Below are 19636 nucleotides of genomic sequence, written 5' to 3' on the forward strand. Positions count from 1 at the left end.
CGTCATCCGGTTTGATCGAGCCCGGCTTTCCGCATCGATTTTAACGGAGGACTTCGCCTGGTTTTGGCAGGTCCGTGACCATGGACTGCCCTATGACCGCAACGTCTGCGCCCCTGAAAAAGAACCTCACCGTCAGCCAGCGGCTTGCCACGCTCGCCGGTGCCGCCTTCGTTGGCTTCGGCTCCGTGCTCGGCGTCGGCTGGTATGAGGACATGCGCTCGAACGAGGCGCTGAACGGGGCGATCACCGCGCAGCGCGGCCTGACCGCCGTCGACGAGATGCGGCTTGCCACCACCAACCTCGTGCTCAACGCCATGGATACCATCGTCGACCGTAACGAAGGCGTGATCCATCCGGAGCGCGCCGCAGGCATCGCAACCACGCTTAGCCTTCTCGAAGCCAGCAAGGCGGATATCAAGACGCTGGCGACGCTGCTCGGCCGGACTGACGCGCTTTCGACCTTCGACGCGGATCTCACCGAACTTCGCCAGGCAATCGGCGTCGACCTGAAGACGCTGGTCGAAGGCAAGGCTTCGACGGAAGAATTCGGCAAGATCGACGACGCGATCGACGGTGCCGGCGAACGGCTTGGTAAAGCACTTTCGCAGCTCTCCGAGGCTGCGACACAACTGGTTCAGACGCGGGTCGACGAAGCGCGCGCCGTTTCGGCCGATGCGCTTCTGCTGCAGACTATAGCCGGTCTCGTCGCCATGGCGACCTTGCTCGGCCTGCTCTGGTTTCACGGGGCGACGTTGCGCCGCGGCATCCTCGGGCTTCGCGACAGCATGCAGCGCATCCAGAAGGGCGAGCTCGGCTCCAAGGTCGAGGCGCTTGACCGTGGCGACGAGATCGGCGTCATGGCCCGCTCCGTCGATCTCTTCCGTGCCTCGGCCATAGAAAAGCAATCGCTCGAGCAGAATGCGGCGGCAAGCCGCCGCGAAATCGAGAAGGAACGCGAACAGCAGCAAAGCGAGCGCGACGAAGCGGTTCGCCGCATCCAGGCTGCGGTCGACAGCCTCGGCCTGGCACTGACGCAGCTTGCCGAAGGCGATCTCGCCGTCACCATCGACCGCCCCTTCGATGGCAAGCTCGATACGCTGCGCCGCAATTTCAACCAGACGGTCGAGCGCCTGCGTGACGTGCTCTTCAACGTCAAGGAAAACGCGCTCTCGATCGAGACGAATGGCCGCCAGATGCGCACCGCCGCCGACGACCTGGCGCGCCGCACCGAAAAGCAGGCCGCATCGCTGGAGCAGACATCCGCCGCCCTCGACGAGATCACGGTGACCGTGCGCACCGCGACCCAGCGCGCCGAAGAGGCGAGCCGCATGGTCGACGAGACCCGCACCAATGCGCAGGAATCCGGCCGCATCGTCGGCGAGGCGATCAGCGCCATGGCCCGCATCGAGGATGCCTCGAACGAGATCGGCACGATCATCAACGTCATCGACGAGATTGCCTTTCAGACCAACCTTCTGGCGCTGAACGCCGGCGTCGAGGCAGCGCGGGCAGGGGAAGCCGGCAAGGGTTTTGCCGTCGTGGCGCAGGAAGTGCGCGCGCTGGCGCAGCGCGCCGCAGGCGCCGCCAAGGATATCAAGACGCTCGTCGGCCGCTCGGGCAACGAGGTCGGCACCGGTGTCCGGCTGGTGCAGGCGACGGGCGAGGCGCTCGGTCGCATCGGCGCCGATGTCGCGCGGATCAACGAGCACATGAGTTCCATCGTCATGGCGGCGCGTGAGCAGTCGACCGGGCTCAACGAAATCAGCACGGCGGTCGGCCAGCTCGACCAGATGACGCAGCAGAACGCCGCGATGGTCGAACAGACCAACGCCTCCAGCCACACGCTGGCGCAGGACGCGGAAAAGCTGACGCAACTCGTCGGCCAGTTCCACGAGGGCCGGACCGTCCAAGCATTGATGCGCTCCAACGCACCGTCGCAGACGACCGCGAGCGTGAAGCCAGTTACGACCGTGAAGCCGGCAGCGCCTGTCCAGACGCGGGCTTCAACGCAGATCGCAGCCGCAACGACGCCTGCAGCTGCAAGGCTCGTACCCAGGGGCACGCACAAGGCGGTGCCTTTGCACAACCTTGCCTCGGCAAAATCGACCTCGCGTCCAGCTCCATCCCCCGCCAAGGCCCTGATGGGCAAGCTAGCGGGCGCATTCGGCAACCAACCGGGCTCCGTGCCATCGACGTCGGCCTCCGGTGAGAATTGGGAAGAATTCTGATCATGTCCAACGCAATCAAGCAGTCCGGTGCCTATCTCGAAATCGTTTCGTTTCATCTGGGCGACCAGGAATTCTGCATCGACATCATGGCGATCCGCGAAATCCGCGGCTGGGCGCCGGTGACGCCGATGCCGCACACGCCGCCCTACGTGCTCGGCCTCATCAACCTGCGCGGCGCGGTGATCCCGGTCATCGACATGGCCTGCCGTCTCGGCATGAAGATGACCGAACCGTCGGAACGTTCGGCGATCATCGTCACCGACATTGCCGGCAAGCTGGTCGGCCTGCTCGTCGAGCAGGTATCCGACATGATGACCATCAAGAGCGAAGATCTGCAGCCGGCGCCGGAGATCATTCCGGAAGCGCAACGTGCCTTCTGCCGCGGCATTGTCGCGCTGGAAAAGACCATGGTCTGCTTCCTCAACCTCGACACGGTGATTGCCGACGAGCTGGCGCAGGCCGCCTGACCACCTTCGAGCCGCGGATTGGCGATGCGCCCTGGGGCTTTCCCGGGGCGTTTCGCGTTTTGCGCGTGGCACGTTGGTCAGAAAGCCCGCAGGTCAAGTTAAACTTGCGTCATGATTTTCACGCTTGGGCGAGGCTATCGTGACAAAACGTCATGAGCGCTGACGGAACAGTTGTACTACTTTAGCGTTGTCGCAGCGTACCTGTTCGGAGGCCGGGTACCGTATTTTTGAAACAGGAGTTGAACCTATGACCATGTCTGTAAGGAAACTCATTGCCGCGCTCTCCGTAACAACGCTCATTGCCGGCGCCGCCGGGCCAGTTCTGGCTGACAGCTACTATCAGGGCATCGACGCGAACAATCCTCCCGGAACACAGTATCGCGCCAGGGTCGCCCCGATGCGCACCACCGTTGCTCCAGTCGATAGGATGTCGACAGGCAGTATCTACAGAACCGTTCCGCGTGCCTACCAGCAGCCGTTAACTGATCGCTATCAGGGTGGTGACGGCGACTACTACCAGGGTATCGTCCCGCCTACCTATTGAGCATCGATGGCCTGGCGCCAGTTGTGGGGACTGGCCGGTGACAAAGCCCTCCTGGAACACTCTTCCGGGAGGGTTCGTTTTGTCAGGGCTTCGGCTTGCCTTCCTGCCAGTTGACGGTCTGCCCGTAGAGCGGGATCGTCGTGATCGACATCTTGGCCGAGCCGTCGGTCAGTTCGCGCGAGTGGGCAAGATAGATCAGCGTGTCGTTCTTGCGGTCATAGATCCGGGTGACGAGCAGGTCTTTCCAGATCAAGGACAAGCCGGAGCGGAACACTTCCTCGCCTTCTTTCGAAAGGTCGATGTCGCCGATCTCGATCGGGCCGGTCTGGCGGCAGGCGATCGAGTTGTTGGATGGATCCTCGAACCAGTTGCCGTTTTTCAGCCTATCGATGACGCCGCGATCGAAATAGGTGACGTGACAGGTCACACCCTTGACCTTGGGATCGCTGACCGCGTCGACGATGATGTCGTTGCCGAGCCAGTCGACGCCGACTTCGCCGACGGTTTCGGCCCGGGCGGGAGAGACTGTCGTTACGAAAGCGGCAAGGCTGGCTAGCATCAAGACGCGGAACGAACGGGACATGAATTTCCTCCGGTGGTTTGCACCGTTCACATAGGTTCTGCCCCAATCAATGCAAGATGGCCAGCGCAAGGTGGACACGTGAACCGGGCTGAGCGGAGGTTCCCGGATCAGCCGGTGTCGCGCAGCAGTTGCGGTGCGAGCGAATAGGCCTCGGCAGCGCGAAGCTGTGCGGCGGCAGCGGCAAGCACGCGACCGCTGGCGTCTGGCTGCAGCCTCCCGGCGATGGTGCAGCGGTCGCGTCCGTCGGCCTTGGAGGCGTAGAGTGCCATGTCCGCCCGGATCATCACGTCGGTCATGGTATCGCCAAGGCCCGCGCTGGCAATGCCGATGCTGACAGTCAATCGGATCGGCTGGCCGAAACGTCCGACGGGGGTGACGCGGACCGTACGGCCGATCTCCTCGGCCAGCAGAAACGCTTCGCCTTCGGTATGGTCAGACAGCACCACGCCGAATTCCTCGCCGCCGATGCGGCCGAATGTGCCGCGTCCGGCAAGGCAGGCGGTGACCGTGTCGGCGAAATGGCCGAGCGCGGCATCGCCGGCCGCATGGCCATAGCGGTCGTTGATCTGCTTGAAATAGTCGAGGTCGAGCAGCAGGAAGGCGGCGGGGCGCGCGTGCGCCGTGCACGAGGCAAAGATGCGTTCGCCAAGTTCGATGAAGGCGCGCCGCGACAGCGCTCCTGTCAACTCGTCGCGGGCAATCGTGGTCTTGAGATCGGCGATGACGCGGTCATGAGTCATCAGGATGACGCCGAGAAACAGGATGGGCATGTAGAGCAGCCACATCGCAGCCAGCAGAAAGTTCCAAGCAACAAGGGGAGCCGGGCCCGCCTCGTTCACGGGGGAAGGGGGCGAGATCGCGGCGATCTGCAGGAGCGTGACGCTGGCAATGGCGGCACCGATGACGATTGCCTTCCGTGTTGTCGGGTCGCTCGCTGTGCGCAGCCTCAGGACGGAAATGGAGGCGACCACGAAGACGGCGGCGGCGATGCCGAGCGTGATCGGCGCCCGAGCCGCGGTACTCTCAGCGCCGAACGCAGCCAGAACCGAGATGGTTGCAACCATCGTTGCGCCGAGCGGCAGGATTGCCGGCCTCCAGCTGGGTAGAGCGAAGAACGAGCGGAACCCGGCGAGTACGAAGAGACAGGCGATGGCAAGAAACGCAAAGCCGACAAGCAGCAGCGGCCGGAGAGACTGGATCTCGGCCAGCATCACCAGTGTCATGGCAATGGCTGTCATGGCACAGCCGGAAGCGAACTCCGCAGCGCCTGGCATCGATGATTTCTGCAGCGAAAGCAGTACCGGCAGCATCACCAGTAGGCATATGATCGATAGGGCGGGGAGAAAGCTCATTTCGAAACGGCCTGTCGTGCTAAAATCGAGGAAGGCGGCTTACGTCAATGCCAAATATGCAGGGGTCAATTGGTAGCTTTGGCGCCTTAACGAAACCCGGCGGAAATCGCTGCAATTTTAGCGACTGCCGAAATTGACACGGTTGTCCACCGATGCGGAGTGACAACTGCCGGATGGTCAGGCGTTTCGTCGGCGGTGACGCGATGCCAGGCGGTTCAAGCGGCCTTCTGCGGGCCGGGAGAGGCGACATGTTCACGGGACCGGTGTTCTTCGAAAACAGGGCCGACGCCGGCCGCAGGCTGGCGCAGGCGGTGGCCGTCGAGGCGCCGCCGGAGCCCCTGGTCATGGCGCTGCCGCGCGGCGGCGTTCCGGTTGCCTTCGAGATTGCCACGTATCTCCGCGCACCGCTTGAGGTGCTGATCGTGCGCAAGATCGGCGCGCCGGGTCATCAGGAATTCGGGCTTGGCGCACTGGTCGATGGCGAAGAGGCGGAACTGGTGCTGAACCGCGAGGCCGTGCGCCTGGTGCGGCCGCCGCGCGGCTACATCGCCGCCGAAGCCGAGCGCCAACGCGCGGAAATCGCAAGACGGCGGGTGCTCTATCTCGGCGATCGCGAGCCGCATTCGCCGAGGGATCGCAATGTGGTGCTCGTCGACGACGGCATTGCCACCGGCGGCACGATCCGCGCGGCGATCCAGGCGCTGCGCCGGACCGGTGTGCGTAGCCTGCTGTTGGCGGTTCCCGTTGCGCCGGCGAGCGCGCTCGCAAGCCTGCGGCCGTCGGTCGACGGCATCGTCTGTCTCTCCACCCCCGCCTTCTTCCGCGCCGTCGGCCTGCATTACCGCGACTTCGAGCAGACCTCGGATGCCGAGGTCATGACCTTGATCAGCAGGGCGAGGGCAGGCGGGTGCGATGACGCTTGAGACGGAGGTTGTTACCGCCAACATCTGCCTCCGGCCGTATTGAAACCTTGGAACCGCCGCGCCACATTCCCGGTGCTTGATTGAAGCGTGAGGACGGCCGCCGGAGGAGGTGGGCCGGAAGAGGGGAATGATGGCAGTTTCACTGGACATTGGGAAAACGCTTGCCGATTTTTGCCGACCGGACCGGATGGCGCTGGTGGTTTATGACATGCAGGCGGGGATCACCAATCAGGTCAAGAATGGCCCGGCGATCCTGGCTGAGGTGCTGAAGGTTCTGGAGGCCGCGCGCGCCGGCGGCTATCCCATCATCTTTCTGCGGCATCTGTCGATGCCGAAGCCGCTGATGGGCGCGTTCCAGATGCGCCAGGCGATGGCCTGGCAGCGCACGGACGGATCCCGATGCCGTCAAGCCCTGGTTCCTGCGCGGCACGCCGGGCTTCGAGCTGGTGGCGGAACTGGCGCCGCGCGACGATGAGGCCATTCTCGACAAGATCACGTTCTCGGCCTTCGAGGGCACGCCCCTTGCCATCATCCTGCGCGATCTCGGACTGACCTCGTTTGCCATCTGCGGCATTGCAACCGAAATCGGTATCGATCCGACGGTGCGCCATGGCGCCGATCTTGGGCTGGTGCCGATCGTCATCCGCGATGCCTGCGGCGCCGGCCACCACGAGGCCGGCGAGCGCTCGATGGACAACATCGCCTTCATGGGCGACGCGATCCTGACCGGCGTGGACGAGATCATCGGGGCGATGGCCAAGGGCCGAATGTAGCGGCAGTCTTTGTCGCTGGTCCGCTCCAGCTCGGGCTGTTTCAGTGGGTGCACGGTCCTCGCAATCGCGAAGACCGTGGCGCCTTCGCCCCTTGAGGGCTGAGCACGCCTTGCGCAGGCAGGCTATGAATGGAAAGACATCACGCCATCATCCCCATAGTTCATTCGCATCGATCCAGCAGGATAGAGATATGACCGACGCAGTTCGCATCCGCCCGATTGTCCGCAGCGATTACCAGCAATGGCTGCCGCTCTGGGATGGTTACAACGCCTTTTATGGAAGGTCGGGTGCAACGGCGCTCGATCCTGATATCACCGCAATGACCTGGTCGCGATTCTTCGATGCTTACGAGCCGATGCACGCGCTGGTGGCCGAAAACGAGGGACGGCTGGTCGGGCTCACCCACTACCTCTTTCACCGCAGCACGACGTCCATCGGGCCGAACTGCTATCTCCAGGATCTCTTCACCAGCGAAGCTGCGCGCGGCAAGGGCGTTGGCGCGGCATTGATCGAAGGCGTCTACGAGGCCGCCCGCACGGCCGGCTCGCCGCGGGTTTACTGGCAGACACATGAGACCAATGCCACAGCGATGGCACTTTACGACAAGGTGGCGGAGCGTTCAGGCTTTCTCGTCTACCGCAAGATGATCTAGGCTTTAGCTTGGCTGAAGGCTGTGTGACAGCGGGCAACTGGGGTGGACGCGATGGACAACGTGCAGGTTTCTACGATCGGCTTCACAAAATCATCGGCGGAAGATTTTTTCGATCGCCTGCAGAAGGCCGGCGTCAAGACGATCGTCGATGTCCGGCTGCACAATACCTCGCAGCTTGCCGGCTTCGCCAAGGCCAATGACCTTGCGTTCTTCCTGAAGAAGATCGGCGGTATCGACTATGTGCACCAGCCGCTTTTTGCGCCCACCGAGGCGATCATGAAGGCCTACAAGACCGACAAGGGCGACTGGAAGACCTTTTCGCGGGACTTTCTCGACCTGATGGCGGAGCGCAAGGTCGAGCAGCACGTGAAGCCGGAGGCGCTGCAGGGCGCCTGCCTGCTCTGCGCCGAGGACAAACCGCACCGCTGCCACCGCACCCTCGTCTGCGAATATCTCAACGATCGTTGGGGAGGCCGCCTTCGCGTCGAGCATCTGTAGGACCTGACAGTCGCCAGCAGCTGTGCCGTCTCCTTCAACCGTCACGCTCTTGATGAACGCTCCCGTACTCGCAAGCTGTTTGAACAACATCAGCCTTGTGGCCATGGTCGCGATGGTAGGCAAGGAGTAGTGAATGTAGCTCGGCAAAAGTAATGGCAAGGCCGTGCGAGACCACTAGGAGCCCTTTGGGTGTTCCAAACATGCCGCTTCGCCGAATCTTCGCGCCAATTTTCTTATGTAGGCGGCCGATCGTGTTCGGATCGAGTGTCAACACAATCATTTTTTGTTTGTGATACTCGATCGGATTGAGGCCGACGATCGCGGGCCAGGGGATCATGCTCGGAGCCAGTCGAGCATCGCTAAACCCCTGAGGGGACAACATGATAACGCTGCGTCGCATCGGAACGTAGAGGACGAGTACACCCAGGAATGCAGCGGGCCAAGCTATCGAGCCGAGATAGCGGGCGAACAACAAGCGACCAGAACCTGCTTCTACACCCAGTTCAGTACAGTTGTTAGGGAAGCCGCCGACAGTGCTGCGGCGGCGGCGAGGATTCCTATCAATTGGGGCCAGGATTTTTTGACTTCGACGGTGCGGGAGGTGTCAATCATATTGGCCGTTCCGCCTGGGCGATTTAGAATCCGATGCCGGCAATCCAAATCGTCCGTTGTCCCAACTGGTTGCCACCTGATGTGCCAGCCTAGCAGACTCGTTGCGCTCACGCTTTCTCGACAAATCCATCCAGCACGCGCTTCTGCCCGGCCTTGTCGAAGTCGATCGTCAGCTTGTTGCCTTCGATCGCTGAAATGTTGCCGTTGCCGAACTTCATGTGGAAGACGCGGTCGCCGACGGTGAAGCGCGAGGGCTCGGTGCTGGTGGATTTCGCCACCAGTTCGCCATCGATGGTGCGGCTGCGCGGGCCGCTTTCGCCGTAGCCGATGCGCTCGACGGCGTGGCCGGAGCGCGAGCCCCAGTTGTCGCGCGTCGCATCCGAGCGGTTCTGCTGGGCGCGCTTCCAGCCGGGGGTGGAGTAGTTGTTCTGGAAGGGATCGGCCTTGTCGAAGCGCGACTGGCCATAGCCGCCGCGGCCGTACCCGCCATAGGACTGCTCGGTCTCGGCCACCTCCACATGGGTATTCGGCAACTCGTCGAGGAAGCGCGAGGGCAGGGTGGACTGCCACAGCCCGTGGATGCGGCGGTTGGAGACGAACCAGATGTGGCAGCGGTGCTTTGCCCGGGTGATGCCGACATAGGCAAGACGGCGTTCTTCCTCGAGGCCGGAGCGGCCGCCCTCGTCAAGCGCGCGCTGGTGCGGAAACAGGCCTTCCTCCCAGCCGGGCAGGAACACGGTGTCGAACTCCAGCCCCTTGGCCGAATGCAGCGTCATGATCGAGACGGCATCGAGGTTTTCGTTCTGCTCGGCGTCCATCACCAGCGCGACGTGTTCGAGGAAGCCGCGCAGGCTCTCGAAGGCTTCCATCGAGCGGATCAGTTCCTTGAGGTTTTCGAGCCGGCCCGGCGCTTCGGCCGATTTGTCGTTCTGCCACATAGCCGTGTAGCCGCTCTCGTCGAGGATCTGCTCGGCAAGTTCGGTGTGCGGCGTGGTTTCGAGCAGGCTCTGCCAGCGGCGGAAATCGGCGACGACATCGAACAGCCCCTTGCGGGCCTTGGCCTTCAGTTCGTCGGTCTCGATGATGTCAGTCGCAGCCGCAAGCATCGGCACGTCGCGGGCGCGGGCATAGTCGTGCAGGGTGCGAATGGTGGTGTCGCCAAGGCCGCGCTTCGGCGTGTTGACGATGCGCTCGAAGGCAAGGTCGTCGGCCGGCTGGCAGACGAGCCGGAAATAGGCCATGGCGTCGCGGATCTCGAGCCGCTCGTAAAAGCGCGGGCCGCCGATGACGCGGTAGTTCAGGCCGAGCGTGACGAAGCGGTCTTCGAATTCGCGCATCTGGAACGAGGCGCGCACCAGGATCGCCATGTCGTTGAGCTTGTGGCTCTTGCGCTGCAGTTGTTCGATTTCCTCGCCGACGGCGCGGGCTTCCTCTTCGGAGTCCCAGGCGGCGTGCACCTGCACCTTCTCGTCATCCGGGTCGGTGCGTTCGGTAAACAGCGTCTTGCCGAGGCGCCCCTCGTTGTGGGCGATCAGATGCGCGGCGGCGCCGAGAATATGCTCGGTCGAGCGGTAGTTGCGCTCGAGCTTGATGACCTTGGCGCCGGGGAAATCCTTTTCGAAGCGCAGGATGTTGTCCACTTCCGCGCCGCGCCAGCCATAGATCGACTGGTCGTCGTCGCCGACGCAGCAAACGTTCTGCGGCACGCCCTTGGCGCGCTGCGCCAGAAGCCGCAGCCACATGTACTGCGCGGTGTTGGTGTCCTGATATTCGTCGACGAGGATGTAGCGGAACTTGTCGTGGTATTCCTTCAGCACATCCGGATTGCTGCGGAACATGCGGATCGGGTGCAGCAGCAGATCGCCGAAGTCGCAGGCGTTCAGCGTGCGCAGCCGGTTCTGGTAGGCGGCGTAGAGCTCGCGGCCCTTGCCGTTGGCAAAGGCGCGGGCATCGCCCTCGGGGATCTGCGCCGGGTCGAGGCCCTTGTTCTTCCAGCCGTCGATCATGCCGGCGAACTGCTTGGCCGGCCAGCGCTTGTCGTCGAGGCCCTCGGCCTGGATGATCTGCTTGATCAATCTGACGACGTCGTCGGTGTCGAGAATGGTGAAGTCGGAGCGCAGGCCCACCAGCTCGGCGTGGCGGCGCAACAGCTTGACGCCGATCGAGTGGAAGGTGCCGAGCCAGGGCATGCCCTCGACCGCATGGCCGACGAGCACGCCGACGCGCTCCTTCATCTCGCGCGCCGCCTTGTTGGTGAAGGTCACCGCAAGGATCTGCGAGGGGAAGGCGCGGCCGGTGGAAAGAATATGGGCGATGCGGGTGGTGAGAACCCGGGTCTTGCCGGTGCCGGCGCCGGCGAGAACCAGCACCGGGCCATCCAGAGATTCGACCGCTTCGGCCTGTTCCGGATTGAGGCCGGAGAGATAATCCGGGCGCTGCTGGCGGTCGCGGGCAGCCATGGCGCGCGCGGCGATGCCGCCCGTTGCTGGCGGCTGCTTGCGCGGGGCCGGCTCTTCGTCGAAGAAGGGAATGTCGTCGAAACCACTCATCATGCGGCTCAATGTAGTGATTCGGAGGCGAAAGGCCAGAAAGGATGTTCTTCTTTTATTCCGTTTTCTGCGCCACCCGCACCAAGCCTGTGGAAAGACAGGCGATTTCGAAGCCGCTTATTCTCGCGCTCACCGCCGTCAGGCCGTCCTGTCGAAGGCAGCGTCCACCGGCACCTGCAAGGCGGTCGCCAGCTGGTTGGTTCTGGCGGCAAGTGAGATCACGCGCAAGAGATCGGCATGTTCGGCGTCGCTCATGCCCTTGGCTCTCGCGGCAGCCGTATGCGAATGGGCGCAGTAGCCGCAGCCATTGCTGACGGAAACGGCGATGTAGAGCATTTCCTTGACCAGCGGATCGAGCGCGGAGGGCGTTGCCATCACCGCCTTGACGTCGCGCCAGGTCTGCTCCAGCAGGTCGGCATCGAAGGCGAGCCACAGCCACATATTGTTGATGAAATCCGATTTGCGGGTGGCGCGAATGTCGTCGAACACGGCTTTTACGCGCGCGTCGGATTCCGGATCGGCAGGCGGGGCGATGGTGCTCATGACGTCTCCTGGTCATAGGGTCAACTGGGGGGCGTCCGGCGGCGGACGCCGCCGGATCGGCAGGTTGGTATCCCTCTTTGCTTGTACGCATTTCCTCACGGAAAACCGCTTCGCATTTTTCCTGGGTATGCTCTAGACGAGCGCAAACACGCGCGCCGGACCGCCGGTGCCGCCGCGGTGTTTGGGCGCGCCAAGCACGAGGGTCGCGCCCTTGACGGGCACCTTGTCGAGGTTGGCGGCCGCCTCCAGTCCCCAGCGGCCTTCCGGCAGCCAGGCATAGTGGGTGGCGAAATCAGGCGAGGGGCCATGGTCGAGCGAAAGCGTGTCGACGGCGATGCCGGCCGCCTTGGTCTCGTCGAGCAGGTATTTCGCCGCCTCGGCGTGGAAACCGGGAAAGTGCATCTTGCCGTTTGCATCGGCATTGCGGAACTTGTCAGTGCCAAGGTGCGCTCCCCAACCGGAAAGCATGGCGACGCAGGCGTTTTCCGGAATGTCGCCATTGGCGGCGACCCAGGCCTTGATGTCGTCGGGTGTTATTTGCGCATCGGCATCGGCGGACGCCTTCTCGCGGATGTCGACGACGCAGAGTGGCACGACGAGCTTTTCAACCGGCAGCTCGGCGACCGACAGACCATCGGCGGAGAAATGCAGCGGCGCGTCGACATGGGTGCCGGTGTGTTCGTTCACCCGGAGCTCGAACAGGTTGAACTTGTCCTTGGCGTAGCTGAACTTTTGCTCGCGGAAGAACTGCTGCTGGCCGAAGAAGGTCGGGAACTCCTCGTAGAGTTCGTGGGTGAGGTCGGTGACGCCGGTGTGTCCCTGGGCGAGCGCCGGCGGGGCGATACCGGCGCTCGCGGCGGCGATGCCCGCTGTGCCGACGGCTGCTGCCTTGAAGAAGCTGCGGCGGGACAACATTTTCTGCTTTACGGATTCCATGACGCACGCATCGCACATGTCTTTGCTTCCCTCTCAAGAACCGGTCGAAACCTGATGGCAATGGCTGCCAGCGGTTGCAGGATACCTCAGAGGAAATCGCTGTAAACGGTCTTTGTCCCGTGCGTTTTGATGGAATGACACGGCGATCGCGATTGCCGGCGCACGATGGCGCTGATGTCATCATGCCGCCAACAAATACGCTTTTATTACAATTGCGTAATGATGGCATTCCGCCGTTGCCCACAAAGGTGCGAACAACGATACTCTGGGCAAATCGGAACGTTCCGCCGGCGCGTGCCGCGCAGGAGCGCGTTTTGCATATTTGGAGACATGAATGCGGGTTTGGAAACAGCTGGCGGTGAGCGCCGTTGTGCTTTTGGTGGGTGCCGGCGTCTGGGTGCGGTTCGTGCCCGGAGCAGGCGAAACGCTGGCCGCGATCGGTGTCTCGCATCCGCTGATCGATGCCATCTCCAAGCAGAGCGGTGCCGCTGGGGGCGAGGGCGGCCAAGGCAGCGGCGGACGCAGGCAGGGCGGCAACGACGCCATCCTCGTCATGGTTCGCCCTTCGGCAACGTCTGTCGTCAATGACCGGCTGAACGCGATCGGCAACGGCGAGGCGATCCACTCCGTCACCGTGACGCCGACGGCCACCGGCAACCTCACCGAAATTCTCGTGCGCTCCGGCGAAAAGGTGGCGCAGGGGCAGGTGATCGCCAAGCTCGATAGCGACGACCAGAAGATTGCTGCCGACCAGGCGCGGCTGACGCGCGACAGTGCCCGCGAAAAACTGGAGCGCTATCGCAACCTCAGCACAGCGCGCGCGGTGACCGCCGTCGACGTGCGCGACGCCGAAATCGCCATGCAGGCCGCGGAGCTTGCGCTCAAGACCGCCGAGCTCGACCTCAAGCGCCGCGATATCGTTGCGCCGTCGCAGGGCGTTGTCGGCATCATCACCGTCAATGTCGGCGACTACGTCACCACGACGACGCCGATCGCCGTGGTCGACGACCGCTCGGAAATCCTCGTCGACTTCTGGGTGCCGGAGCGTTTTGCGAGCAAGATCGTCGTCGGCCAGCCGGTGACAGCGCACGCCATTGCCCAGCCGGGCAGCCAACTCGAGGGCGTCATTCACGCCATCGACAACCGCCTGGACCAGGCAAGCCGGACGCTGCGCGTGCGGGCGCGGCTGGAAAATCCTGACGACACGTTGCGGGCGGGCATGTCCTTCTCGGTGACCATGGCATTCGATGGCGACACCTATCCGACCGTCGATCCGCTCGCGATCCAGTGGAGCTCCGAAGGCTCCTATGTCTGGCGTGTCAGCGCCGACAAGAGCGAGCGGGTTCCGGTCAAGATCATCCAGCGCAACCCCGACAAGGTGCTGGTTGATGCGGCCTTGAGCGAAGGCGACGAAGTCGTCACCGAAGGTGTGCAGCGGCTGCGCGACGGCGGCGACGTGCGCATTGCCGGGCGCGAGCGCCGCGATGCCGCGCAGAAGGTCGCGGAGGACGGGAAGTGAGCGGCGCGAAGGAACCCGGCCACCAGACCGCGCGCGAGGCCGGCAAGACCGGCTTCACCGCGCTTTTCATCCGCCGGCCGATCTTCGCCCTGGTCGTCAACACGCTGATCGTCGTCGCCGGCCTTGCGGCCTGGAACGGCATCGAGATCCGCGAACTGCCGCAGGTCGACCAGCCGGTCGTCTCCGTGACGACGACGCTCGACGGTGCAGCACCCGAGACCATGGACCGCGAGGTGACATCGGTCGTCGAAGGTGCGGTCTCGCGCGTGCAGGGCATCCGCGACATCTCCTCGACCTCGTCCTTCGGCCGCAGCCGCGTGACGCTGCAATTCTCCGACACCACCGACATCGGCCAGGCGGCCAACGATATCCGCGATGCGCTGGGGCGCGTTCGCAACCAGCTGCCCGACCAGGCGGACGAGCCGAGCATCGTCAAGGCGGACGCCGACAGCCAACCGATCATGCGCCTGGCGCTGACCTCCGATACCATGTCGATGGAAGACATGACGCTGCTCGTCGAAAACGAGATCAGCGACCGGCTGGCCGCCGTCGAGGGCGTCGCCGACGTTGCCGTCTATGGCGACCAGGAAAAAATCTTTCGCATCGACCTCGACCAAGCCAAGCTTGCCGGGCGCGGCGTGACGGTGGCAGACCTCAGGACGGCCCTTGCCAACGCCTCCTATGACGTGCCGGCCGGCAAGCTCACGAGCGCCAGCCAGGACATTTCGGTGCGCGCCACCGCCGACCTGCAGACGCCGGAGCAATTCGAAAACCTCATCCTCGTCAACAATGTGCGGCTGCGCGACATCGGCACGGTGACGCTCGGACCCGATTCAGGCACCACGGCGCTGCGCTCCAACGGCCGCCAGGGCATCGGCCTCGGCATCATCCGCCAGGCGCAATCCAATACCGTCGATATTTCCGAGGGCGTGCGCAAGGTCGTCGAGACGATCCAGACGCAGATTCTTCCCGAGGGCACGCAGCTCAGGATCACCAGCGACGACGCCGTCTTCATCAACGGCGCCATCCACGAGGTCGAGATTGCGCTGGGCGTGGCGATCTTCATCGTCACGCTCGTCATCTACATGTTCCTGCTCGACTGGCGCGCAACGCTGATCCCGACCATCACCATGCCGATCGCGCTGATCGGGACGGTGGCGGCGATCTACATGGCCGGCTTCTCGATCAACATCCTGACGCTGCTGGCGATCGTGCTCGCCACGGGGCTCGTGGTCGATGATGCGATCGTGGTTCTGGAAAACATCGTGCGACGGCGGGCCGAAGGGCTGGGCCCAAGGGCCGCGGCCGTGCACGGCACGCTCGAAGTGTTCTTCGCGGTGCTGGCGACGACCGCGACGCTTGCGGCCGTGTTCGTGCCGCTGTCCTTCCTGCCGGGCCAGACAGGCGGGCTCTTCCGCGAGTTCGGCTTCGTGCTCGCCTTCTCGATCCTGCTTTCGTCCTTCGTGTCGCTGACGCTCTGCCCGATGCTGGCATCGCGCATGCTGACAAAGGAGGCCCACAACGAGAAGCCGGGGCCGATGCGCCGGTTCGGGGCACGGGCTTCGGAATTCTACCGGGTCACGTTGCGCGGTTGCCTCAATGCGCCGCTGATCGTCTTCGTCGTTGCCGCCTTCTTCACCGCCATGGGCGGCATCGGCTTCATGACGCTGAAATCGGAACTGACACCGAGCGAGGACCGCTCGCAGGTGATGATGCGCATCAACGCGCCGCAGGGCGTGTCGCTGGAATATGCGCAGGCGCAGATGCGCCGGATCGAGGACGGGCTGCAGCCGCTGGTCAAATCCGGCGAGATCGACAACATCTTCTCGATCTCCGGCCAGGGTGGTTCGGCCAATAGCGGCTTCATGGTGCTGACGCTTGCCCCCTGGGACAAGCGCGACCGCAGCCAGCAGCAGATCGTCTCCGACATCAACAAGGTGACGGCGCGCATCCCCTCGGTGCGGGTGTTTGCGATGCAGCCCAACAGCCTCGGCATTCGCGGCGCCGGCAGCGGCCTGCAGGTGGCGCTTGTTGGTAACGACTACACCAAGCTCGGCGATGCCGCGGCAAAGCTGGTGCGCCAGATGGAAGACACCGGGCGCTTCGAGAATGTGCGGCTGAACTATGAGGCCAACCAGGCGCAGCTTTCGATCACCATCGACCGCGAGCGGGCATCCGACATGGGCGTCGATATCGGCGGCCTTGCCTGGGCGCTGCAGGCGATGCTCGACGGCAACAGCGTCGTCGATGTCTATGTCGACGGCGAATCCTACCCGGTCAAGCTCCTGTCCTCGACCAATCCGGTCAACGACCCGACCGACCTGCAGAACATCTTTCTGAAAGCCGGCGACGGCAAGATCGTGCCGATGTCGACGATCGCCAGCGTCGAGGAAACCGCCGTGGCGCCGCAGCTCTCGCGCGAATCGCAGCTTCGCGCCGTGTCGCTGTCGGCCGGGCTCAAGTCCGACCTGGCGCTCGGTGAGGCGCTGACCATGGTCGAGCAGATGGCCGAGCCGCTGCTGCCGCCGGGCTCGCGCATCATGCCGCTGGCCGAGGCTGCCACCCTCAACGAGAACGCCAACGGCCTCGTCATCACCTTCGGCTTTGCCCTCGTCATCATCTTCCTGGTGCTGGCGGCGCAGTTCGAAAGCTTCATCAGCGGCTTCATCATCATGGCGACGGTGCCGCTCGGGCTTGCCTGCGCGATCTTTGCGATGATCATGACCGGCAACACGCTTAACATCTACAGCCAGATCGGCCTGGTCATGCTTGTCGGCATCATGGCGAAGAACGGCATCCTGATCGTCGAATTCGCCAACCAGCTGCGTGATCGCGGCCAGGATGTGCGCACGGCGATCGAGAACGCCGCCAACATTCGCCTCAGGCCGGTGATGATGACGATGATCGCCACCATCGTCGGCGCGGTGCCGCTGGTGCTGGCAAGCGGTGCCGGTGCCGAGGCGCGCATTGCGCTCGGCTGGGTGCTGGTCGGCGGGCTCGGCCTTGCCGTGGTCGTGACGCTCTATCTCACGCCGGTCGCCTATCTCGTCATTGCTGGGCTCACGAAGCCGCATGCGGACGAGGAGCGCAAGCTGCACGAGGAAATGGAAGCGGCGGCCGCGCTCGAAACGAAATAGCGGCGGGCTCTCAGCGTCGGCAGCGAAGATGTCAACGCTGACCGCCTGTCGCGCTGCTCCCTGGCTCTAAAAAGCGCTAACCCTGAAGTTCAAGCCAGGCGGCGATCAGAAAGACCACCGCTGCGATCGCGCCCAGCGCACTCCTGCCGGCGTGGAGCCTCGCCCAGCGGCGGAGAAGCGCGCGGGTTTCCTCGCTCGCCTCATCCGGCCGCGTTGCCTCGAGGCGTCGGTTGATCGGCATGATGACGAGGATCGTGTAGGGCCAGTTCAGAATGATGATTGCTGCCCCTAGGCCCCAAAGTGCATTGTCACTCTGCCACCATGCGGCAGCGCCGAGCAGGCCCGAGATGATTGCGAGCGAGGCTTGCATCTCGAAACCTCGCCGGTAGGCCGGCACCCATTGGGCGAGGGCCGCTCATCGAGGTGAAGCCTTGCCGGGTGTTCGGCGACGTTGATGTAGACGGCGGCGCCGAAGAATACCGCTGCGGTAAACAAAGCGAGCAGACCGAGCATTTGACCTTCTCCTCTCTCCCTTCAGTATATACCGTCAGGGGCTGCACAACGATAGGTGTCGTCGTTGGGCGCAGAGCTGCCGGCTCAAGGGCAGATCCGGGAGGGAATTCTGATCGACGTTATCCGTCGCAATGCGAAAGCTTTGTGACACTCAGGTCTCACCAGCGGCGTTTTCACGCGATAGTCTGCCGGAGACTGCGTGAACGTCTGGACAAAGTGATTCCGATTTGCACAGTAGCGCCTTGAAATGAAAGCGCTTCCCCTATGTCGGAATGGGGCAGCGCGAATGGCATGAAGAAGGGACGTTTTCCGTGGCATTGAAGGCGATCAGAGCTGGCTCGAGAAACGAAACCGGGATCGAAACCGCAAAGGGGCAGCTTGCTGCCCGATTCGGCGATCGGTTCCAGACGGGCGAAGCGATCCGTGCCCAGCATGCCCACACCACCACCTACATCCCGGCGCAGCTTCCCGATGGCGTCGTCTTCCCCGAGAGTGCCGACGAGGTGCGCGAGATCGTTGCGATCGCAGCCGCAAATGCCGTGCCGCTCATTCCCTTTGGCACCGGATCCTCGCTCGAGGGCCACGTCAACGCGCCGAACGGTGGCATTTCCGTCGACATGATGCGGATGAACCGGGTGCTCGAGGTCAACGCGGAAGACTTGGATTGCCGGGTCGAGCCCGGCATCACCCGCGAGGAGCTGAACACCTATCTGCGCGACACCGGCCTGTTCTTCCCGATCGATCCCGGCGCCAACGCCTCGATCGGCGGCATGGCCTCGACGCGGGCGTCCGGCACCAACGCGGTGCGCTACGGCACGATGAAGGACAATGTGCTGGCGCTGACGGTGGTGACATCAGACGGGCGCGAGGTGCGCACCGCGCATCGGGCACGCAAGTCGTCTGCCGGCTATGACCTGACCCGGCTCTTCGTCGGGGCCGAGGGCACGCTCGGCATCATCACCTCGATCACGCTCCGGCTGCAGGGCATTCCCGAGGTCATCTCCGGCGGCGTCTGCCCGTTCCCGACGATTGCCGATGCCTGCAACGCGGTGATCCTGACGATCCAGTCCGGCATTCCGGTCGCCCGCATCGAGCTGTTGGACGCTTTGCAGATGAAGGCGTGCAACGGCTACTCCGGCCTTTCCTATGAGGAAACGCCGACGCTTTTTGTCGAATTCCATGGGAACAGCGAGAGCGTCGAGATGCAATCGCGGCACTTTGCCGAAATTGCGTCGGAATTCGGCTCTAGCGGCTTCATCTGGACGACCAACCCGGAAGAGCGGGCGCGGCTGTGGAAGGCGCGGCACAACGCCTACTGGGCCCAGAAGAGCCTGATCCCCGGGGCTGCAATTCTCTCCACCGATGTCTGTGTGCCGATCTCGCGGCTGGCCGATTGCGTTGCGGCGACCCATGACGACATCGCCCAGCACGGTCTGACGGCACCGATCGTCGGCCACGCGGGCGACGGCAACTTCCACGTCGGCCTGCTGTTTGACGACAAGGACGCCGCCGACGTGGCGCGGGCCGAGGCCTTCGTCGAGCGGCTGAATGCGCGGGCGCTGTCGATGGACGGGACCTGCACCGGCGAACACGGCATCGGTCAGGGCAAGATGCCGTTCCTCGAAGCCGAACTCGGCGACGCGCTGGATCTGATGCGGCAGGTCAAGCGTTCTCTCGACCCGCAGAATATCTTCAACCCCGGCAAGATCTTCGCCTGACGCGAGACGACGGGCGAGGGGACACGCGGCCGCGCGGCCACTACCCCTTTGGGGCAAAGGCGGGCGCGCCCGCGCAATTGTAATGGACG

Annotated in this window: 17 protein-coding genes and 1 pseudogene; 11 read left to right on the top strand and 7 right to left on the bottom strand. The window is 63.7% G+C overall.

Going from position 1 to position 19636, the window contains the following annotated elements; genetic code table 11:
* Nucleotides 1–92 precede the first annotated feature (92 nt).
* The 3 genes from ASD00_RS32360 (at nt 93) to ASD00_RS32370 (ending at nt 3239) form a co-directional block, all read left to right on the top strand.
* Nucleotides 93–2228: a methyl-accepting chemotaxis protein gene (locus ASD00_RS32360; protein WP_038577246.1), complete on the top strand. Its 2136-nt coding sequence runs from the start codon at nt 93–95 to the stop codon at nt 2226–2228.
* A gap of 2 nt (nt 2229–2230) precedes the next feature.
* Nucleotides 2231–2695, top strand: a complete 465-nt coding sequence (locus ASD00_RS32365) for a chemotaxis protein CheW (protein ID WP_018326507.1) — start codon at nt 2231–2233, stop codon at nt 2693–2695.
* A gap of 247 nt (nt 2696–2942) precedes the next feature.
* Nucleotides 2943–3239: a hypothetical protein gene (locus ASD00_RS32370; RefSeq protein WP_025427696.1), complete on the top strand. Its 297-nt coding sequence runs from the start codon at nt 2943–2945 to the stop codon at nt 3237–3239.
* A gap of 82 nt (nt 3240–3321) precedes the next feature.
* Here ASD00_RS32370 and ASD00_RS32375 read toward each other — a convergent pair whose 3' ends face one another.
* Both ASD00_RS32375 and ASD00_RS32380 read right to left on the bottom strand, forming a co-directional pair.
* Nucleotides 3322–3822, bottom strand: coding sequence for a CreA family protein (locus ASD00_RS32375; RefSeq protein WP_025427695.1), 501 nt, complete (start codon nt 3820–3822; stop codon nt 3322–3324).
* Nucleotides 3823–3929: 107 nt separating this feature from the next.
* Nucleotides 3930–5174, bottom strand: a complete 1245-nt coding sequence (locus ASD00_RS32380; protein ID WP_057211134.1) for a GGDEF domain-containing protein — start codon at nt 5172–5174, stop codon at nt 3930–3932.
* A gap of 248 nt (nt 5175–5422) precedes the next feature.
* Here ASD00_RS32380 and ASD00_RS32385 point away from each other — a divergent pair, with 248 nt between their 5' ends.
* From ASD00_RS32385 to ASD00_RS32400, 5 genes are all read left to right on the top strand, one after another.
* Nucleotides 5423–6097: a phosphoribosyltransferase gene (locus ASD00_RS32385; RefSeq protein ID WP_025427693.1), complete on the top strand. Its 675-nt coding sequence runs from the start codon at nt 5423–5425 to the stop codon at nt 6095–6097.
* Nucleotides 6098–6224: 127 nt separating this feature from the next.
* The gene (locus tag ASD00_RS42400; RefSeq protein WP_280137526.1) at nt 6225–6572 is read left to right on the top strand and encodes an isochorismatase family protein; all 348 of its coding nucleotides are present in this window, start codon (nt 6225–6227) and stop codon (nt 6570–6572) included.
* On the top strand, nt 6541–6870 hold the full coding sequence (locus tag ASD00_RS42405; protein WP_280137527.1) for an isochorismatase family cysteine hydrolase: 330 nt from the start codon (nt 6541–6543) through the stop codon (nt 6868–6870). The genes ASD00_RS42400 and ASD00_RS42405 overlap by 32 nt, the downstream gene beginning before the upstream one ends.
* Nucleotides 6871–7060: 190 nt before the next feature.
* Nucleotides 7061–7522 (top strand): GNAT family N-acetyltransferase, encoded by a 462-nt coding sequence (locus ASD00_RS32395; RefSeq protein WP_025427691.1) that lies wholly within the window; start codon nt 7061–7063, stop codon nt 7520–7522.
* Nucleotides 7523–7573: 51 nt separating this feature from the next.
* A complete protein-coding gene (locus tag ASD00_RS32400) occupies nt 7574–8020 on the top strand; it encodes a DUF488 domain-containing protein (protein WP_025427690.1) in 447 nt (148 codons plus the stop codon).
* 34 nt (nt 8021–8054) lie between these two features.
* On the opposite strand, the gene ASD00_RS32405 is transcribed toward ASD00_RS32400, so the two are convergent.
* The 4 genes from ASD00_RS32405 to ASD00_RS32420 form a co-directional block, all read right to left on the bottom strand.
* Nucleotides 8055–8357 (bottom strand): hypothetical protein, encoded by a 303-nt coding sequence (locus ASD00_RS32405; RefSeq protein ID WP_128090488.1) that lies wholly within the window; start codon nt 8355–8357, stop codon nt 8055–8057.
* A gap of 382 nt (nt 8358–8739) precedes the next feature.
* On the bottom strand, nt 8740–11184 hold the full coding sequence (locus tag ASD00_RS32410; protein WP_025427688.1) for a UvrD-helicase domain-containing protein: 2445 nt from the start codon (nt 11182–11184) through the stop codon (nt 8740–8742).
* Nucleotides 11185–11319: 135 nt separating this feature from the next.
* On the bottom strand, nt 11320–11724 hold the full coding sequence (locus ASD00_RS32415; RefSeq protein WP_025427687.1) for a carboxymuconolactone decarboxylase family protein: 405 nt from the start codon (nt 11722–11724) through the stop codon (nt 11320–11322).
* A 132-nt stretch (nt 11725–11856) separates the two neighbouring features.
* Nucleotides 11857–12678, bottom strand: a complete 822-nt coding sequence (locus ASD00_RS32420; RefSeq protein ID WP_057211137.1) for a cyclase family protein — start codon at nt 12676–12678, stop codon at nt 11857–11859.
* Nucleotides 12679–12994: 316 nt separating this feature from the next.
* Between ASD00_RS32420 and ASD00_RS32425 the strand changes: the two genes are divergently transcribed.
* Both ASD00_RS32425 and ASD00_RS32430 read left to right on the top strand, forming a co-directional pair.
* The gene (locus ASD00_RS32425) at nt 12995–14179 is read left to right on the top strand and encodes an efflux RND transporter periplasmic adaptor subunit (RefSeq protein ID WP_025427685.1); all 1185 of its coding nucleotides are present in this window, start codon (nt 12995–12997) and stop codon (nt 14177–14179) included.
* Nucleotides 14176–17316, top strand: a complete 3141-nt coding sequence (locus tag ASD00_RS32430) for an efflux RND transporter permease subunit (RefSeq protein ID WP_025427684.1) — start codon at nt 14176–14178, stop codon at nt 17314–17316. The genes ASD00_RS32425 and ASD00_RS32430 overlap by 4 nt, the downstream gene beginning before the upstream one ends.
* 76 nt (nt 17317–17392) lie before the next feature.
* Here ASD00_RS32430 and ASD00_RS32435 read toward each other — a convergent pair.
* Nucleotides 17393–17829 (bottom strand): annotated as a pseudogene (locus ASD00_RS32435) (DUF1772 domain-containing protein).
* A 311-nt stretch (nt 17830–18140) separates the two neighbouring features.
* On the opposite strand from ASD00_RS32435, the gene ASD00_RS32440 reads away from it, so the two are divergent.
* Nucleotides 18141–19547 carry an FAD-linked oxidase C-terminal domain-containing protein gene (locus ASD00_RS32440; protein WP_025427683.1) on the top strand — a complete coding sequence of 469 codons (1407 nt, stop codon included), beginning with the start codon at nt 18141–18143 and terminating at the stop codon, nt 19545–19547.
* Nucleotides 19548–19636: the final 89 nt, after the last annotated feature.

The sequence above is a fragment of the Ensifer sp. Root31 genome (assembly GCF_001424825.1).
In the GTDB taxonomy this organism is placed as follows: Bacteria; Pseudomonadota; Alphaproteobacteria; order Rhizobiales; family Rhizobiaceae; genus Ensifer; species Ensifer canadensis.

Coding starts and splice junctions, on each gene's coding strand:
- ASD00_RS32385 (WP_025427693.1), top strand. CDS start 5,423: ATGTTCACGGGACCGGTGTTCTTCGAAAACAGGGCCGACGCCGGCCGC.
- ASD00_RS32410 (WP_025427688.1), bottom strand. CDS start 11,184: ATGATGAGTGGTTTCGACGACATTCCCTTCTTCGACGAAGAGCCGGCC.
- ASD00_RS32365 (WP_018326507.1), top strand. CDS start 2,231: ATGTCCAACGCAATCAAGCAGTCCGGTGCCTATCTCGAAATCGTTTCG.
- ASD00_RS32375 (WP_025427695.1), bottom strand. CDS start 3,822: ATGTCCCGTTCGTTCCGCGTCTTGATGCTAGCCAGCCTTGCCGCTTTC.
- ASD00_RS32415 (WP_025427687.1), bottom strand. CDS start 11,724: ATGAGCACCATCGCCCCGCCTGCCGATCCGGAATCCGACGCGCGCGTA.
- ASD00_RS32425 (WP_025427685.1), top strand. CDS start 12,995: ATGCGGGTTTGGAAACAGCTGGCGGTGAGCGCCGTTGTGCTTTTGGTG.
- ASD00_RS32400 (WP_025427690.1), top strand. CDS start 7,574: ATGGACAACGTGCAGGTTTCTACGATCGGCTTCACAAAATCATCGGCG.
- ASD00_RS32405 (WP_128090488.1), bottom strand. CDS start 8,357: ATGATCCCCTGGCCCGCGATCGTCGGCCTCAATCCGATCGAGTATCAC.
- ASD00_RS32370 (WP_025427696.1), top strand. CDS start 2,943: ATGACCATGTCTGTAAGGAAACTCATTGCCGCGCTCTCCGTAACAACG.
- ASD00_RS32395 (WP_025427691.1), top strand. CDS start 7,061: ATGACCGACGCAGTTCGCATCCGCCCGATTGTCCGCAGCGATTACCAG.
- ASD00_RS42400 (WP_280137526.1), top strand. CDS start 6,225: ATGATGGCAGTTTCACTGGACATTGGGAAAACGCTTGCCGATTTTTGC.
- ASD00_RS32420 (WP_057211137.1), bottom strand. CDS start 12,678: ATGTGCGATGCGTGCGTCATGGAATCCGTAAAGCAGAAAATGTTGTCC.
- ASD00_RS32380 (WP_057211134.1), bottom strand. CDS start 5,174: ATGAGCTTTCTCCCCGCCCTATCGATCATATGCCTACTGGTGATGCTG.
- ASD00_RS32360 (WP_038577246.1), top strand. CDS start 93: ATGACCGCAACGTCTGCGCCCCTGAAAAAGAACCTCACCGTCAGCCAG.